Below are 14,135 nucleotides of genomic sequence, written 5' to 3' on the forward strand. Positions count from 1 at the left end.
GCATGCATATCAACAAACTAACCTTGCAGCGCTTTCGTGGCGCTCAAGATCTACCGCTGGATCTGGATGACAAGCTTAATGTGTTTGTCGGCATGAATGGCACGGGTAAATCCAGCATTCTGGATGCCTCGGCCATCATGCTGTCCTGGCTGGCGAATCGGATTAAGCATGCGGGTGCGTCTGGGCGTCCGATTGCCGAATCCGATATCAGGAATGGTGAATCCTCCGCCAATCTGGCCATTCAGCTATGTGATGAGGGTACTTCCTTCGGCTGGAACTTGGCGAAGGTGCGTAAGGGGTACAGCAAAAAGGACCTGGCCTCTGTTCTGATTTCTGCATCCGAAACGGCCAAGGGTATTCAGGCCGGCATCACCGAACACAACGGGAAGGTAAACATCCCCTTGTTTGCTTACTACCCGGTGAATCGCGCTGTGTTGGATATTCCACTGCGTATCCGAGAAAAGCATCAGTTCGGGCTTCTTTCTGCTTACGAGGAGTCGCTAACCAGTGGCGCCAACTTCCGTACTTTCTTTGAATGGTTCCGGGAGCGTGAAGACCTTGAGAACGAGAACCGCAAATACATAGATGATCTGATCAAGCCGGACGATTTCGAGTTCCCGGATTCGCAGCTAACGGCGGTGCGGCGGGCCCTTGAGATTTTCATGCCGGACTTCCAAAACCTGACCGTAAGGCGCCAACCGCTGCGGATGGAGGTAACGAAGAAAGGCCAGCGGCTGACGGTAAACCAGCTTTCCGATGGCGAAAAATGCTTGATGGCCATGGTTGGCGACCTTGCCAGGCGCATGGCCATAGCCAACCCGGAGCGAGAAGATCCGCTGCTGGGAGATGGCATTGTGATGATCGATGAAATTGATCTGCACCTGCATCCGAAATGGCAGCGCCTGGTGGTGCCCAGTTTGAGGGCGGTTTTCCCGAACTGTCAGTTTTTTATCTCCACTCATTCACCGCATGTAATTACCCATGTGAAACCGGAGAATCTGTTCCTTATGAACATGACAGATGCCGGGGAATTGGAGATTGTTCGCCCGAATGAGTCCTACGGGAAGACGGTGGACAGGGTACTTGAAGATCTGATGGGCCTTGAGACCACACGCCCTGACCAAGTGGAAGATGCTCTTCGAGCTATTTACGGGCAAATCAATGATGGCGAGCTTGATACTGCCAGAAAAGGCATTGCTGAATTGGAACGAGACATTGGCGAAGATCCGGAACTGGTAAAAGCCAAGGTGCTGATCAAACGCAAGGAGCTGATTGGCCGATGAAGTATGTGGAGAAGCGCCACGAACCTGAAGTTTTTACGCAATGGAAGGCTCTGGCCAATGTCAATGAAGACTGGCAGCCTACCTATGGCGACCTGAGGGGTGAGCCCAAAGCCTCGGTAAAGAGATCATTGATGCGGGAGCAGGGTTACATCTGCTGCTATTGTGAACGCCGGTTAACCGAGGGCGATTCCCACATAGAACACTTTCAGCCTCAGAGTGACCCGACTGTGGATCCGCTGGATTACGGCAATCTTTTGTGCTCCTGCCAGAATCAGATCAGAAAGGGTGAGCCCCGTCACTGCGGTAACCTGAAAGGCGACTGGTTTGACCCCGAGCTGTTGATATCTCCGCTGGATGCGAATTGTGAGCCCCGGTTTGGTTTTGAAGGTGATGGTTGGATTAAACCTGCTGACAATAACGACCGGGCGGCCTGTGAAACCATTACCCGACTGGGCCTCGACCTGCCCAAGTTGAATGAGTTGAGAGCTGGAGCAATTGAGCCTTTCCTGGATGATAGCTTGAGCCATGATGAGCTGGGTCAGTTCGTGTCGGGCTACTTAACCATGGGAGCAGACGGCCGTTTCGGTGAGTTCTGGACCACCATCAAATACCTGTTTGGGGACTATGCCGCCGCATGAGTAATCGAATTTCCCAGGCCTCTCATGAATATCCCAGGTCGCTCATGAAGGAGGGCTACCTATGAAATTGAAAGAAATTGCCGTTAAAGGCTTTAAATCCATCAGCAATCACGACTACGAGCGTATTGCCTTTAACGATGTCACGGTGCTGTTGGGGGCGAATGGCTCCGGGAAAAGTAACCTGATTTCACTGTTCCGGCTGTTGGGATTTATGACCACTGGTGCTCTGCAGCAGTACGTTGGCAGGCAGGGCGTCAGCCAGCTTCTGTTTTATGGCCCAAAGGTGACCGAATCGCTGAGTTTCAGCGTGAAACTGGAAGATGACAGCACCACGGACTCCTACGATGTAAAGCTATCGTATGGGTTGCCGGACCGGCTGTTCGTCAGCGGTGAACAGGTAAGCTATCACAAGGCCGGTCACCCCAGACCGCAGGAATACTTTCTGTCCAGTGGTGGCCCCGAAGCGGATCTGGGGCAGGATGATCGGCCCACCAGTAAAGTGCTTACCGGTCTGCTCAGAGGCATACAAACCTTCCAGTTTCACGACACATCCGACACCGCCCGAATCAAGGACCGGGTGTACGTTGATGATGTGTCCTACCTGCGCAGCGATGGGGGCAACCTCGCGGCCTTCCTCAAGATGTTGAAGGAGTCGGACAGCTATCGTCCTTACTACGAACGAATTGTCCGGCATATTCGCAAGATTATGCCGCAGTTCAACGACTTCGTACTGGATACCCTTCCTGGCAATGACCGTTTCGTGCGACTGAACTGGTCTGATACCTACCGCCAGGATTATCTTTTTGGTCCGGATCAGATTTCCGACGGGTCTCTTCGCTTCATGGCGCTGACCACACTACTGTTGCAGCCACCGGCGTTGCTTCCAAAAGTGATCGTTCTGGATGAGCCGGAGTTGGGTCTGCATCCGGCTGCCACGCTTGAGCTTGCCGGTATGATCAAACGTGCATCCCAGAAAACGCAGGTGGTCCTGGCCACCCAGTCCACACGGCTGGTGGATGAATTCCTGCCGGAGCAGATTGTGATTGTGGAGCGCGATTCAAAGACCGGCGCCAGCTCGTTCCACCGTCTGGAAGCGGAGGCGCTGGGTGAATGGTTGCAACGGTACAGCCTCTCGGAGCTTTGGGAGAAAAATGTGTTGGGAGGGCAGCCGTGATTCGACTGCACATAACCGCAGAGGGCCAGACCGAGAAAGCCTTCGTCGACCAGGTTTTGACACCCCATCTGGCGCACTTTGATGTCTACACCGACGCGCGCTGTGTGTTAACGAGCAAGGACAAACGGGCAGCCAAAGAATACCGGGGTGGCTTGATCAGTTACCAGAAGGCAAAAGCAGACATCGAAACCTGGATGAAGGAAGACGCCAACCAGGAATGCTGGTTTACCAGCATGTTCGATTTATATGCCTTGCCAGACGATTTCCCAGGATTTGACGAGGCGGAACGGCTGGAGCCTTATCAAAGGATCGAACGGCTCGAAGCTGCTTTTGGCAATGAAATGAACAAGCCAAACTTTATTCCCTATATCCAGTTGCATGAATTTGAAAGCCTGATTCTGGCTGACCCGGCCAAGCTGGATTGGGAGTACCTGGAGCACGACCAGCCAATTGGAAATCTAGTGAAGATGGTCGGCTCCCAAAATCCGGAGCTCATCAATGACGGTCGAGAAACAGCGCCATCAAAACGAATTCTCAAAGAGATACCGGAGTACGACAAGGTGACATCAGGGGTATCGGTTGCGGCTCACATCGGCCTCGGTGCTCTGCGGGCCTCATGCAAACACTTTGATGAGTGGGTGTCGCGCTTGGAGAAGCTCGGGGGCAAAGAATGAGCCAGCAAATCAATTATGCGCTGGGCAGGCTTTTCGATAAGCACCGGGTTGTGTTCTGGTACGACACCAAGCAAGAGCTGCGCAGTGACTTCGAGGCGGTTTCCATTCCGGACGTGGAGAAGCTGGAGATCGCCAACAACGAGTACGGCCTGAAACATCGCATCCTGCGGGAGGCACCGGAACAGAAATTCTTGCTGTACAAAGAAGGGCCACAACCGGAGGATCTGGACAACTGGTTGCTGGACGTACAGCTGGCCCACGGCGAGTTCCGGACCGACCAGGTGGCCATCTGGCTGTCCGAGTTGGAGTTGGGCCTGGAGTTCGCCGAGATAGCTCAGGCCCATACGGAGTTCTTTCAGGCGATCAAGCGCAAGGAGGCACTGAAGAAGTTGCTGAAGCCGGACGATACCGCCGGCCAGCTGCGCCTGAAGATGCTGGCCGTGTGTGCCGGTAGCGAGCCCCGTATGGACTCGGTGGTGGAAACCCTGCTGCAGCAACTGGCTGAAGACCGTGATGATGGCATCCGGCTGATTGAGCGCTGTGGTCTGGGCAGCTTCCTGTGGGAGCAACTGACCCGTTTCTACGGCTACGAGGCCAGTGAACCCAGCCTGCGCGATTTCGTGATCGAGCTGTTCAAGTCCTGCTACGCCATGGGTACCGATGGCGATGTCAAACTGACCGGCGACGCCCTGGTGTTCCTCAAGCGCTGGAAAGACAGCCGGCAGTTCGAGCAGGGGTTTGAAACCCTGTCTGCCGAGTGTGCCGAGGTGCTGGGCATTGAGCAGGATCTGGGTAAGCGGGACTTCCGGGACCTGGTTGAGCTGGATTACTTCCGGCTAATCGACCAGAAGATTATCAGTGACCTGGTGCGGGCGGTGGTAGGCCGCACGGTCACTAGTGGCGATGTGGCATTGTGGGTACGGCAGCGGCGCCAGGGCCACTGGTACGGGGAGTTCCGCCACCTGTATGAAGCCATTGAGTTTGCGGCCCGTTTTGTCCAGATGCTCGGTGAGGCTCGTCTCACCATGGACAGCCTCTCCGACGGCGTTCAGCGATACAGCCGTTCCTGGTTCCAGTTGGATCAGCTCTACCGCAAATTTACCTACCATGTGCGCATGTCCGGCCAGGCATCGTTAATGGGCGATCTCAGTGAGCAGGTGGAGAATTTGTATTCCAACAACTACCTGCTCAAGCTGGGCGACGGCTTCCAGGTTCACGTGGATGCCGCGCCGCGCTGGGAGGCCTATCCGGTCGTTCAGCAAACAGCCTTTTTCGAGCACTGGGTTCGCCCGTACCTGTGCAAGGACAAACGGATCTGCGTGATCATTTCCGACGCCATGCGCTATGAGATTGGTGATGAGCTGCTGGGCCTTATCCGGCAGGAAGATCGCTACAGCGCGGAGCTTGAACCGGCACTCTCGACCCTTCCCAGCTATACCCAGCTCGGTATGGCGGCGCTACTGCCCAACAAGTCCCTGGCAATCGCCGACAACGATACCGGTACGGTACTGGTGGATGGCCAAAGCTCACAGGGCACGGTCAACCGTACCAAAATCCTGCAGGCCGCCTTGGATGGTCGGGGCCAGGCCGTCAAGGCGGAGGATTTTATGCAGCTCAACCGGGAAGACAGCCGTGAGCTGCTCAAGGGTAATGATGTGCTGTACATCTACCACAACCGCATCGATCACACCGGCGACAAGATGCATTCAGAGGGGCAGGCCTTTGAAGCCGCAGAACAAACCCTGGATGACCTGATTCGACTGATCAAGAAGCTCACGGCGGCCAACGCCAATAACCTGCTGATCACCGCTGACCATGGCTTTATTTACCAGAACCGTGAGCTGGATGAGAGTGATTTCCTGGGCGATGCCGTTTCTGGCGATGATATTCGCTACCGGGACCGTCGGTTCGTGCTGGGTAAGGGGCTGTCCGCCTCTCCGGCCTTCCATCACTTCTCGTCTGAGCAGCTTGGGCTGGATGGCGATATGGAAGTGCAGATTCCCAAGTCCATCAACCGGCTGCGTCTTAAAGGCTCTGGCAGCCGCTTTGTGCATGGCGGCGCATCCCTTCAGGAGGTTGTGATTCCAGTCCTGAAGGTTAACAAGAAGCGCCAGAGTGATGTCAGCGCCGTTGAGGTGGACATCCTGCGTGGGGCCAGCTCGGTGATCACTTCCGGCCAACTGGCCGTCACCTTGTATCAGTCCGGACCGGTTACCGAGAAAGTACAGCCTCGCCACCTGCGGGCTGGGATTTATACCCAGTCAGGGGAGTTGATTTCGGACAGTCACGAACTGTCGTTTGACCTGACCTCGGAGAACCCCCGCGAGCGGGAGCTTCAGGTGCGCTTTGTGCTCAGCCGCAAGGCGGACGAGGCCAACGGCCAGGAGGTTTTCCTGAAGCTGGAAGAACAGCACGCCGGCACCTCCCACTACAAGGAATACAAGTCGCTCAGGTATTTGATGCGGCGGTCCTTTACCAGCGATTTTGATTTCTGAGGGTTATAGCCAATGAGTACGCTTGACCAAAAGATCAACGAACACTTCCCCGGGTTGGTGGTGCGCAAAGACCTGGTGAAAACGGTCAAGGGCAACGCCATCGTTCCCTCATACGTGCTGGAGTATCTGCTCGGCCAATACTGCGCCACTAACGACGAGGCCACGATTAAAACAGGGATTGAAACGGTCAAGGAGATTCTGGCCAAGCACTATGTCCACCGGAACGAGGCCGGACTGGTGCGCTCGAATATCAAGGAAAAGGGGCGCTACAAGGTTATCGACAAGATCAGTGTGGCCCTGAATGAGAAGACGGATGCCTACGAGGCGCAGTTTTCCAACCTGGGAATCAAGAAGGTATTGGTGGATTCTGGGACCGTCAAGGCCCACCCCAAACTGCTGGTAAGCGGCGTATGGTGCATTGCGGACATCGAATACGTATTTTCTGAAGACCAGAACGTCAGCCCCTGGATTCTGTCCACCCTCAAGCCGATTCAGCTATCGCACTTCGACTACGACGCCTACGTTGCCGCGCGGCAGCAGTTCAGCACCGATGAGTGGATTGACCTGCTGATCCAGAGTATCGGCTTTAACCCGGAGATGTTCGGACGGCGCAGCAAGCTGACGCAACTGGTCCGATTGATTCCGTTCTGCGAGCGGAACTACAACCTTATCGAACTTGGCCCCAAGGGGACGGGTAAATCCCACGTTTACTCCGAATTCTCGCCCCATGGGATCCTGGTTTCCGGTGGTGAAGTCACCGTACCCAAGCTGTTTGTGAATAACTCCAGCGGCAAAATCGGCCTGGTGGGCTACTGGGATTGCGTGGCCTTTGACGAATTCGCCGGTAAACAGAAGCGAGTCGACAAGGCCCTGGTCGACATCATGAAGAACTACATGGCCAACAAGTCCTTCTCCCGTGGCGTGGAAACCCTGGGCGCCGAGGCGTCCATGGTGTTCGTGGGGAACACCCGGCACACTGTTCCTTACATGCTGAAGCATTCAGACCTGTTCGATGAACTGCCGGACAAGTTCTACGATTCTGCCTTTCTGGACCGGATCCACTTCTATATTCCGGGATGGGAGGTCGACATCATCCGGGGCGAGATGTTCTCCGACGGCTATGGCTTCGTGGTGGACTACCTTGCAGAAATCCTGCGCTCGATGCGGAACTACGATTACTCCGACCAGTATAAGGAGCACTTTACCCTTTCTTCGGATATCTCGACCCGTGATCGGGACGGTATTAACAAGACCTTTTCCGGCTTGATGAAGATCCTGTTCCCCCAGGGGGGAGCGACCAGGGAAGAGGTTGAAGAAGTGCTGCGCTTTGCCATTGAGGGGCGCAAGCGGGTCAAGGACCAGTTACAGCGGATTGATACCACCTACGGCGAAGTACGCTTTTCCTATCAGGATCAACAAGGCCAGGAAATACTGGTCACGACACTTGAGGAGGAAGAGTACCCAGGCTACTACCACCAGACGGTCTCGACTCCTGATGACGAGGGAGTAGAACCCGAGCCAACAGCGGACGTTAAAGGTGTCGAGCCAGAAGAGCTGAATGCCCCCGAGCCAGTACTGGAAGAAAAGCACCTGACCTTCCAGGAAAATCAGAAGGGCATCTCATTCGACGGCTTGTTTGGCGCATACCTGAAAGGAGCCAGCAAGATCACCGTCACAGACCCCTACATCCGGCTTTTCTACCAGATCCGCAATTTCATGGAGTTTCTCGAAGCCATCGTGAAGAACAAGGCCGAAGAAGATGAAGTGGAGGTTCACCTCGTCACCGTCAGGGACGAGTTCAAGGGTGACCTGCAAGACGAGAGTTTTGAAAAAATCCAGGAATCCGCTCGCACCGTGGGCATCGACTTCACCTGGGCGTTTGACGAAAGCGGCACCATTCACGCCCGTCATATCGTTACGGACCACGGCTGGAAGATATCGCTGGATCGGGGGTTGGACATCTTCCAGCACTACGAGATGAATGAAGCCTTCGCGTTTGCCAACCGGTTGCAGCAGTTTCGGTCTAGCAAGGCCTTCGAAATTACCTTCATCAAACAGTCATAGATCCACCCGGCAGTGCAATGGGAGGCGGTGTGTCAGGCGCTCGCTTCCCACTCCCACCAGGACTGAAACAGCTCGTCACCACCCGGCACATAGGTGTGAACCTCCCGGCCATTCCAATCCAGCGCCAGAACCTGCAACGCAGCCTGTTGCAGCTCGGCATCCAAGGCCCTCAGCCGGTTCAGCTCGAATGGCCAGTGACTCGCGTTATATAGGCCAAGCAGGAATCGCCGGATATGCCGGGCCTGGCCGCCTCCACTATGAGCGGCGTCGATCAGTATTGTGAGAGCCGGAAGCCCCGCGTCCTCCCGCAGCTGCCTCCGCTTTTCTTCCTGTTCCAGCAAAAATAGAAAGCTTTCGGGAAGCATGGCTGTTTTGTCCGTCATGTGCATAACCTCATATCGACTTCACGATTATGCTGCCATGGACGACGCAGTAGGCACGGCTCTCAAACTGCCCGTTTTGGGCAAGAACACCGGTTTGCCCCGAATTTATTTCAGATCGCCATTGTGTCGGGGTGATTTTTTTCGGAACTTTCGCTCCAGGAACGCTTCCAGCCGGTCCGCGTTGCGGTAGGCCACAACGCAGATAAAAAGTACAACTGCGACAAAGCTCAGGAATGCAATCAGTGTGGCAGATAGGTTCAGCATATTCACGTCTCCAATAGTTGACTGCCCTTTGAGGGCAGTTTGTTGGTTTCAGGCCACAGCATCGGCCTGTCTTTGTTCTTTGGCGACAGACGCAATCAAGTGCCGCGAGCAACTCAGCATCTCCTGGATCTCGCTGTAGCTGTGGCCACTGCGTAGCAGGCTGGCGATGTGCTGTCTGCGCTTCAGGTCTGGTTGCCGCCCCTGGTACTTGCCCTCCGTTTTTGCTTTATGAATGCCCTGGAACTGCCGGCGCCGACGGTCTTCGTAATCTTTGCGGGCCACGGCAGCCAGCATGTCGAGCATCATGGCGTTGACCGCTCGTAGAATGGAGTCGGTGAATCCGGTGTCGTCTTTCTTTTCCAGAGCGAGCCAACTGGTTGGTAATTCCGGGGAGACGATGGCTAACCGCTTGGCGGCCAGCTTTTGCTTGAGGGAGTCCCAGTCACTTTTTTTGAGGCGAGCCAGCCGGTCGATCTGTTCGACCAGCACAATGTCACCCTCACCGGAATCTGTGATCAGCTTCATCAGCTCGGGTCGGTGCAAAGTAGCGCCGGACACGTTCTCCACGTAGAAAGCGGCAATACGCTGACCGTGGTTGGCTGCGAACTGTACCAGTGACTCCCGGGCTCGCTCCGCATTCTGTTCCTGCGTGGATGCCCGAAGGTAGGCTCGAATAAACATCGTCGGTTCCTCAGTCTGTTATAAGTGGTTCTCTCTGGCCGGTCTGGTTTAGGTGGTTCTGGTGGCCGTTACCGGGTTCGAACCTCTGGTTCTCCTGATCTGTACCCATAAGGAACCACCTCAAGAGTCGAGAAAATCCCCGAACGGATCGTCCGCTCGATAAATCTGGTTGATTCTGTCGTCATCGAAGAAACCCTCTGTACCGCCATTGCTCCCATTGCCGGAAGTTGCCTTGTTGCCCGCGCCGGTTGCCTCCTCATCACTGCCTCGACTGAACGACGCCATCTTTTGTTCGAATTCAGGAAACGTCATTTCCCCATCGGGTCCCTTGGCGAAAACCGTCTTGTAGGCATCGACTACGGCCAGTGCGAAGCGAATGAACAGTGCGACCACCCAGAGCACGAACAATAAATACCATGCGTAAAGCGCTGCATCGGTACCCCTAAAGGCGAGCTCCACAACGCCGATCCCGGCGAGCCCCACTGTTACGATTTTTGCCACTCTTACCATGGCCTCAGTCCCCGATAGTTCTTTACTTCGAAGCTACCAGAACCTGAGAAAATGCAAGTTTTTCCCGGCGTCAGGCCGCTGCGGCTTGCCCGGCCAGCCACGGCGGTTTCACCTTGCTGTAGGCATCGTTCGTCATCGCCCTCAAGTCCTGCTCGAGCTCGACCCAGCAATGGGGAGCGGTGGTCATTCGGCTCAGTCGGTCCTCCGCGTATCCGATCCGGCATTGATGGAAAATGCCTCGCTCGCTCAGGGCATTGCTGATCACAAAAGTCATGTAGACGCTATCGACTCTCAGGTCCTCCAGCGGCAGCAGTGCCAACTCAAGTTCATCGTGCCAGTCACTCATGGTCGGGCTCCCTGAACATCAGCTGTTGGCCCTGTTCATACAACACCGGATAGGGGAGCGGCTCGCCGTCCTGGATCACGGTGTTCGGTGGAAAGTACATCACTATCCAGGGAGGCATGCCGGCGCTGACAGCGCCATAGAATTCATCTACAGGAAAGGTACGTTCATGGCCGGACTGCCGAAATACCAGTCGGGAATATTTCTCGGGATGGTTGGCAGCGATGTTGTAACTGGCTGCTTCACGGCCGATGACATAGCTTGGTGTCTTCCAGTGATTCGGTTGTTGGATGTTATAGGCGATGATGCAGTTGCTATCGGCACAGCCATATCGCTCGACTGTTACCGACCACAGCATGAGCGGGTTCCCATCAATCTCCGGCGTCTTCACGTCTGTGAGCTTCGTTACATTTATCGCCATCGACTCGGCGGCCTGGGTGATGGCCTCATCTACAACGGCAACATAGTGGTCATAGGCGTCATCCTCGTTCGCCGCCAGTGATTCCGGCATCCAGCCCATCAGGCTGGGTCGCGCCGAAGGGTTGTCCGGCGTCATCATGATGTCAGTGGCGTTGAAGAACAGCGTCTGGGTGCCGGTAAGATGACGAAGCGGCGCATCTAATGAGGTGGCCAATCTGGCCAGGTCGAGGGCGCTTACCAGCAAACCCTTTCGATGCGAGCGCGTCCCGTCTGGTGAATCCCGCAGGTCCTGATCGTAGACGCCGCCGGCACGGGCCAGATTCAGTGCGCGGGATGATTCGTCGTCATAGTGTCGAGGCATGACAGCGCAACCCGCGAGCGCGGCTGTAGTTACAGCAAAACAAATGGTCTTCAACTTGGTCATTTTGAACTCCTGCGTTTTCTAAAATATTCGCACGAAGTTTCAAATATGCAAGAGGAAAATCAAAATAATATTTAATAAAATCAATGTGTTGCGCTGTCAGTACAAACTTCGGTGTATCCGCAGTGGTGCATCGGGAGTGCCGCTCTTGCTAGACTTGCCAGTAGGTTTTTTTCGGTTGAGGCGAGGTGTTGGTAAATCGGAAAAGGATCAGAAATTCCCAGTTTCCCACTTATCCCAGTTTATAAGCATGGGTAGTAACCGACCGGGCCAATAGAGAAAAAGTTTCTATTCATGCAAGAAACAGCGGGATGACGACTGCCTGAACGATACTGGTCTGCGCTTTAGTGCCGATGTGCCGGTGGAAGTCATTGAACACATGCCATCGGAGCAGATCGGGCCGGACGCCGACCAGTACGACATCCTCGGCACCAAAACCTCCTACCGGCTGGCCCAGCGGGCCTCCAGTTACGTGGTGCTGAAGGTGGAACGCCCGGTGTTCCGGCGCAAAGGGCACCGAGAAGCCTGCGACAACACCGGCTCTATTTAACGTGCTGCACAACAGCCTGGCCGATGTCAGCCTGCTGGTGGACAAGTTTCAGTCCCCCTGCCGTTGTATCGTCAGCACCAGCGCATCCAGCAATCCGGCATCACCATCAGCCGCAGTACCCTGACCAAGCTGGTCAAGCGAGCCATCGACCTGCTGCGCCCCATTGTGGATGCGCAGACCGACAACGTGCCGCGCAGCCGGTACTGGCCATCGACGAAACGCTCATCAAGGCCGGCCACCAGGGCCGGTCAGGCCCCCAAAAAGGCAAGATGAGATCCGGCTGGTTCTGGCGGCTGTCTGGCGATGCTGGCGAAGTGGTGTCATCCTGACCGACAGAACAAACAGCCCGAGGCCCCGTCGCTTGCGGTGGCCAGGATCCACCTTGCCGGCAGACTCGGCTTTGCAGTTGATGAGTCTGGCATAGGAAGCGAACTTCTGAACTGACTCAAAGCGCTGGATATCACCGATTTCGTAGAGAATGGTCAGCGCTAGGATGCGCCCTACACCGGGAATGGTCCTCAGCACACTCAGAGAAGTGGGATTATGTTGTTTGGCTTGCCGCTCCAGGTGTTCTTCAAGCTTGCTCAGCTCACGGTGATAGCACTCGATGATGGCCAGGTCGAGATTGATGTTGTGCTGGACATTCTGTCCGGCAAAGGCCGCCTGAACCTGTTCCCGGACTCCCACATTCTTAAGGTTTACCTTATTGGGTGGCGGATTGTATTGGCTGGTGGTGTTCACCACGTGGGTTTTGAGCATGGCCCCGTGCTGGACGATGCGGAAGCGTCGTCGCAGTAGGTCGCGGGTGGCCCGCATCTCGTTGGGATAGGTGTAGGCCAGCGGGAAGTTGCCGTCCTTTGATTTCCTTGTGTAGCAACACCTCCCCCTGCTGGTTGATGATACAGACGTACAGGCATGCAGCAGATTGATTCCACAATAATGATGGTAGGTGCTACGATAAAGTTTATTGAGTCTTCTCCCTTGTGGTGTTTGGTCGCCTTCCAGCTTAGCGGTCAACCGCTAGACTGGGGAGAGGGCTTAATAAGTATCAGGACAGTGACATGGACCCGCAAATCCCTCGGGATCAGTTTCCTTTCACCAGTGTCCGGTTAGCAAGGCGCTGGCGCAAGTTGCTGGATGAGCGCCTGAAAGACCTGGGGGCTACCCAGGCTCGCTGGTTCACCATGGTCTGCCTGCAGCGTGATGGTGGAGGGCTGACATAGCGGGAGATAGCCCACCTGATGGTCATCGAGAATCCGACATTGGTCCGCCTGCGTGTTTTTGAGTAGGTTATGGAAAGCGCGTGACCAGGAGGTGAAGCATGCTACCTAAGGATATCGTTGTCTTTCTTGAAGAGGCTCGGCCCTATGACCGGCGACTGGCGATCGCCGCTGACATCGCTGCGTGCTGGGATGCCTGCCTGATAGCGGTGTTTGTGGCAACGCCACTGAGAGCGATGCCTCATGCGTACGCTGTGGCCGGCCCCGCCATGCGCGCCTTGCTCGAACAGCATCGCGTGCGTGTTCGGGACGCAGAGACTCAGGTCAGGGAGCGGTTTGAGGCAATGGCTCGCGCAAGAGGTATTAGCGCAGAGTGGCGCTTGTCCGAGAGCGAGGTGGCGGAGGAATTAATGCTACACGCGCGCTATGCAGGGCTGGCGTTGGTCCCTCCCTTCGAAAGCTCCCCTGAACCTTCCATGACGGTCAGGATGGCCGAGCATGTTATCTTCGGGTCTGGACGCCCGACTATACTCATTCCTGACGAGTGGCCGGCCGGACGGATTGGACGACGTATCGTTGTTGGCTGGAACGCTAGCAGGGAGGCAACACGAGCTGTCGGCGATGCGTTACCCTTCCTGGCCCAGGCAGAAGCAGTGAAGGTGGTTTGTGTCTGCGATGAACCGGATGGCGAGCTGGAGTGTAGAGAAGATTTCGGCGCGGACCTGTGTCGCCACCTCGCGCGTTATGGCGTACAGGTAACACTGGAACAAGTCGACGGTGGTAAGGTCGGCCCGGTGCTACTCGAGCAGGCGCGGGCGTTCCATGCCGACATGCTGGTGATGGGCGCCTATGGCCATACGCGGCTCACCCGACTGGTGCTGGGTAGCGCTACTCGAACTGTACTCTGTCAAGCGTCAATCCCTGTGCTGGTGTCTCGTTGACTATAAACGAACGCGCTGGCGGGCTATTGACGGAGCCCTTCGGAGAAGTTCCTTAGTAGCTGGCCTGAGAACCT

The 14,135-nt window shown here is 55.6% G+C and carries 15 protein-coding genes and 2 pseudogenes; 10 read left to right on the plus strand and 7 right to left on the minus strand.

The features are described from left to right. The first annotated feature begins 2 nt into the window (after window positions 1-2). The 6 genes from DET50_RS14965 (at window position 3) to brxL (ending at window position 8,328) form a co-directional block, all read left to right on the plus strand. A complete protein-coding gene (locus DET50_RS14965; RefSeq protein ID WP_022988845.1) occupies window positions 3-1,283 on the plus strand; it encodes an AAA family ATPase in 1,281 nt (426 codons plus the stop codon). Continuing rightward, window positions 1,280-1,921, plus strand: coding sequence for a retron system putative HNH endonuclease (locus tag DET50_RS14970; protein WP_022988844.1), 642 nt, complete (start codon window positions 1,280-1,282; stop codon window positions 1,919-1,921). The genes DET50_RS14965 and DET50_RS14970 overlap by 4 nt, the downstream gene beginning before the upstream one ends. A 61-nt stretch (window positions 1,922-1,982) precedes the next feature. Next, window positions 1,983-3,095, plus strand: a complete 1,113-nt coding sequence (locus tag DET50_RS14975; RefSeq protein ID WP_022992172.1) for an AAA family ATPase — start codon at window positions 1,983-1,985, stop codon at window positions 3,093-3,095. Further along, window positions 3,092-3,769 carry a DUF4276 family protein gene (locus DET50_RS14980; protein ID WP_022988842.1) on the plus strand — a complete coding sequence of 226 codons (678 nt, stop codon included), beginning with the start codon at window positions 3,092-3,094 and terminating at the stop codon, window positions 3,767-3,769. Before DET50_RS14975 ends, DET50_RS14980 begins: the two co-directional genes overlap by 4 nt. Beyond that, window positions 3,766-6,264, plus strand: a complete 2,499-nt coding sequence (gene pglZ / locus DET50_RS14985) for a BREX-1 system phosphatase PglZ type A (RefSeq protein WP_022988841.1) — start codon at window positions 3,766-3,768, stop codon at window positions 6,262-6,264. The genes DET50_RS14980 and pglZ overlap by 4 nt, the downstream gene beginning before the upstream one ends. Before the next feature lie 12 nt (window positions 6,265-6,276). Continuing rightward, entirely contained in the window at window positions 6,277-8,328 is a 2,052-nt protein-coding gene (brxL, locus tag DET50_RS14990; protein ID WP_022992174.1) for a BREX system Lon protease-like protein BrxL, read from the plus strand. A 32-nt stretch (window positions 8,329-8,360) separates the two neighbouring features. On the opposite strand, the gene DET50_RS14995 is transcribed toward brxL, so the two are convergent. The 6 genes from DET50_RS14995 to DET50_RS15015 form a co-directional block, all read right to left on the minus strand. Then, window positions 8,361-8,711 carry a DUF7673 family protein gene (locus DET50_RS14995; RefSeq protein WP_081699727.1) on the minus strand — a complete coding sequence of 117 codons (351 nt, stop codon included), beginning with the start codon at window positions 8,709-8,711 and terminating at the stop codon, window positions 8,361-8,363. Window positions 8,712-8,816: 105 nt separating this feature from the next. Continuing rightward, entirely contained in the window at window positions 8,817-8,975 is a 159-nt protein-coding gene (locus DET50_RS19460) for a hypothetical protein (RefSeq protein ID WP_022992176.1), read from the minus strand. A gap of 48 nt (window positions 8,976-9,023) precedes the next feature. Beyond that, the gene (locus tag DET50_RS15000; RefSeq protein WP_022992177.1) at window positions 9,024-9,656 is read right to left on the minus strand and encodes a recombinase family protein; all 633 of its coding nucleotides are present in this window, start codon (window positions 9,654-9,656) and stop codon (window positions 9,024-9,026) included. Window positions 9,657-9,776: 120 nt separating this feature from the next. After that, window positions 9,777-10,166, minus strand: coding sequence for a hypothetical protein (locus tag DET50_RS15005; protein WP_113863605.1), 390 nt, complete (start codon window positions 10,164-10,166; stop codon window positions 9,777-9,779). 70 nt (window positions 10,167-10,236) lie between these two features. Continuing rightward, window positions 10,237-10,512 carry a hypothetical protein gene (locus DET50_RS15010; RefSeq protein ID WP_011784117.1) on the minus strand — a complete coding sequence of 92 codons (276 nt, stop codon included), beginning with the start codon at window positions 10,510-10,512 and terminating at the stop codon, window positions 10,237-10,239. Then, window positions 10,505-11,353 carry a hypothetical protein gene (locus tag DET50_RS15015; protein WP_011784118.1) on the minus strand — a complete coding sequence of 283 codons (849 nt, stop codon included), beginning with the start codon at window positions 11,351-11,353 and terminating at the stop codon, window positions 10,505-10,507. The genes DET50_RS15010 and DET50_RS15015 overlap by 8 nt, the downstream gene beginning before the upstream one ends. A gap of 376 nt (window positions 11,354-11,729) precedes the next feature. Between DET50_RS15015 and DET50_RS19510 the strand changes: the two genes are divergently transcribed. Next, on the plus strand, window positions 11,730-11,900 hold the full coding sequence (locus DET50_RS19510; protein WP_220150157.1) for a hypothetical protein: 171 nt from the start codon (window positions 11,730-11,732) through the stop codon (window positions 11,898-11,900). A 63-nt stretch (window positions 11,901-11,963) separates the two neighbouring features. After that, on the plus strand, window positions 11,964-12,173 hold the full coding sequence (locus DET50_RS19515) for an IS66 family transposase (protein ID WP_022988836.1): 210 nt from the start codon (window positions 11,964-11,966) through the stop codon (window positions 12,171-12,173). On the opposite strand, the pseudogene DET50_RS15025 reads toward DET50_RS19515, so the two are convergent. Beyond that, window positions 12,126-12,758 (minus strand): annotated as a pseudogene (locus tag DET50_RS15025) (transposase); the annotation flags it as partial. The gene DET50_RS19515 and the pseudogene DET50_RS15025 overlap by 48 nt on opposite strands. Before the next feature lie 203 nt (window positions 12,759-12,961). Between DET50_RS15025 and DET50_RS15030 the strand changes: the two are divergent. Further along, window positions 12,962-13,120 (plus strand): annotated as a pseudogene (locus DET50_RS15030) (MarR family transcriptional regulator); the annotation flags it as partial. Window positions 13,121-13,221: 101 nt separating this feature from the next. After that, window positions 13,222-14,061 (plus strand): universal stress protein, encoded by an 840-nt coding sequence (locus tag DET50_RS15035; protein ID WP_011784122.1) that lies wholly within the window; start codon window positions 13,222-13,224, stop codon window positions 14,059-14,061. The last annotated feature ends 74 nt before the right edge of the window (window positions 14,062-14,135 follow it).

Source organism: Marinobacter pelagius (assembly GCF_003315345.1).
Classification (GTDB): Bacteria; Pseudomonadota; Gammaproteobacteria; order Pseudomonadales; family Oleiphilaceae; genus Marinobacter; species Marinobacter pelagius_A.

Bases quoted from the DNA above. Each gene is read 5' to 3' on its own strand.
- DET50_RS14970 (WP_022988844.1), top strand. From the start codon at position 1,280: ATGAAGTATGTGGAGAAGCGCCACGAACCTGAAGTTTTTACGCAATGG.
- brxL (WP_022992174.1), top strand. From the start codon at position 6,277: ATGAGTACGCTTGACCAAAAGATCAACGAACACTTCCCCGGGTTGGTG.
- DET50_RS14995 (WP_081699727.1), bottom strand. From the start codon at position 8,711: ATGACGGACAAAACAGCCATGCTTCCCGAAAGCTTTCTATTTTTGCTG.
- DET50_RS15000 (WP_022992177.1), bottom strand. From the start codon at position 9,656: ATGTTTATTCGAGCCTACCTTCGGGCATCCACGCAGGAACAGAATGCG.
- DET50_RS19460 (WP_022992176.1), bottom strand. From the start codon at position 8,975: ATGCTGAACCTATCTGCCACACTGATTGCATTCCTGAGCTTTGTCGCA.
- DET50_RS14965 (WP_022988845.1), top strand. From the start codon at position 3: ATGCATATCAACAAACTAACCTTGCAGCGCTTTCGTGGCGCTCAAGAT.
- DET50_RS15035 (WP_011784122.1), top strand. From the start codon at position 13,222: ATGCTACCTAAGGATATCGTTGTCTTTCTTGAAGAGGCTCGGCCCTAT.
- DET50_RS15010 (WP_011784117.1), bottom strand. From the start codon at position 10,512: ATGAGTGACTGGCACGATGAACTTGAGTTGGCACTGCTGCCGCTGGAG.
- DET50_RS19510 (WP_220150157.1), top strand. From the start codon at position 11,730: ATGCCATCGGAGCAGATCGGGCCGGACGCCGACCAGTACGACATCCTC.
- DET50_RS15005 (WP_113863605.1), bottom strand. From the start codon at position 10,166: ATGGTAAGAGTGGCAAAAATCGTAACAGTGGGGCTCGCCGGGATCGGC.
- DET50_RS14975 (WP_022992172.1), top strand. From the start codon at position 1,983: ATGAAATTGAAAGAAATTGCCGTTAAAGGCTTTAAATCCATCAGCAAT.
- DET50_RS15015 (WP_011784118.1), bottom strand. From the start codon at position 11,353: ATGACCAAGTTGAAGACCATTTGTTTTGCTGTAACTACAGCCGCGCTC.
- pglZ (WP_022988841.1), top strand. From the start codon at position 3,766: ATGAGCCAGCAAATCAATTATGCGCTGGGCAGGCTTTTCGATAAGCAC.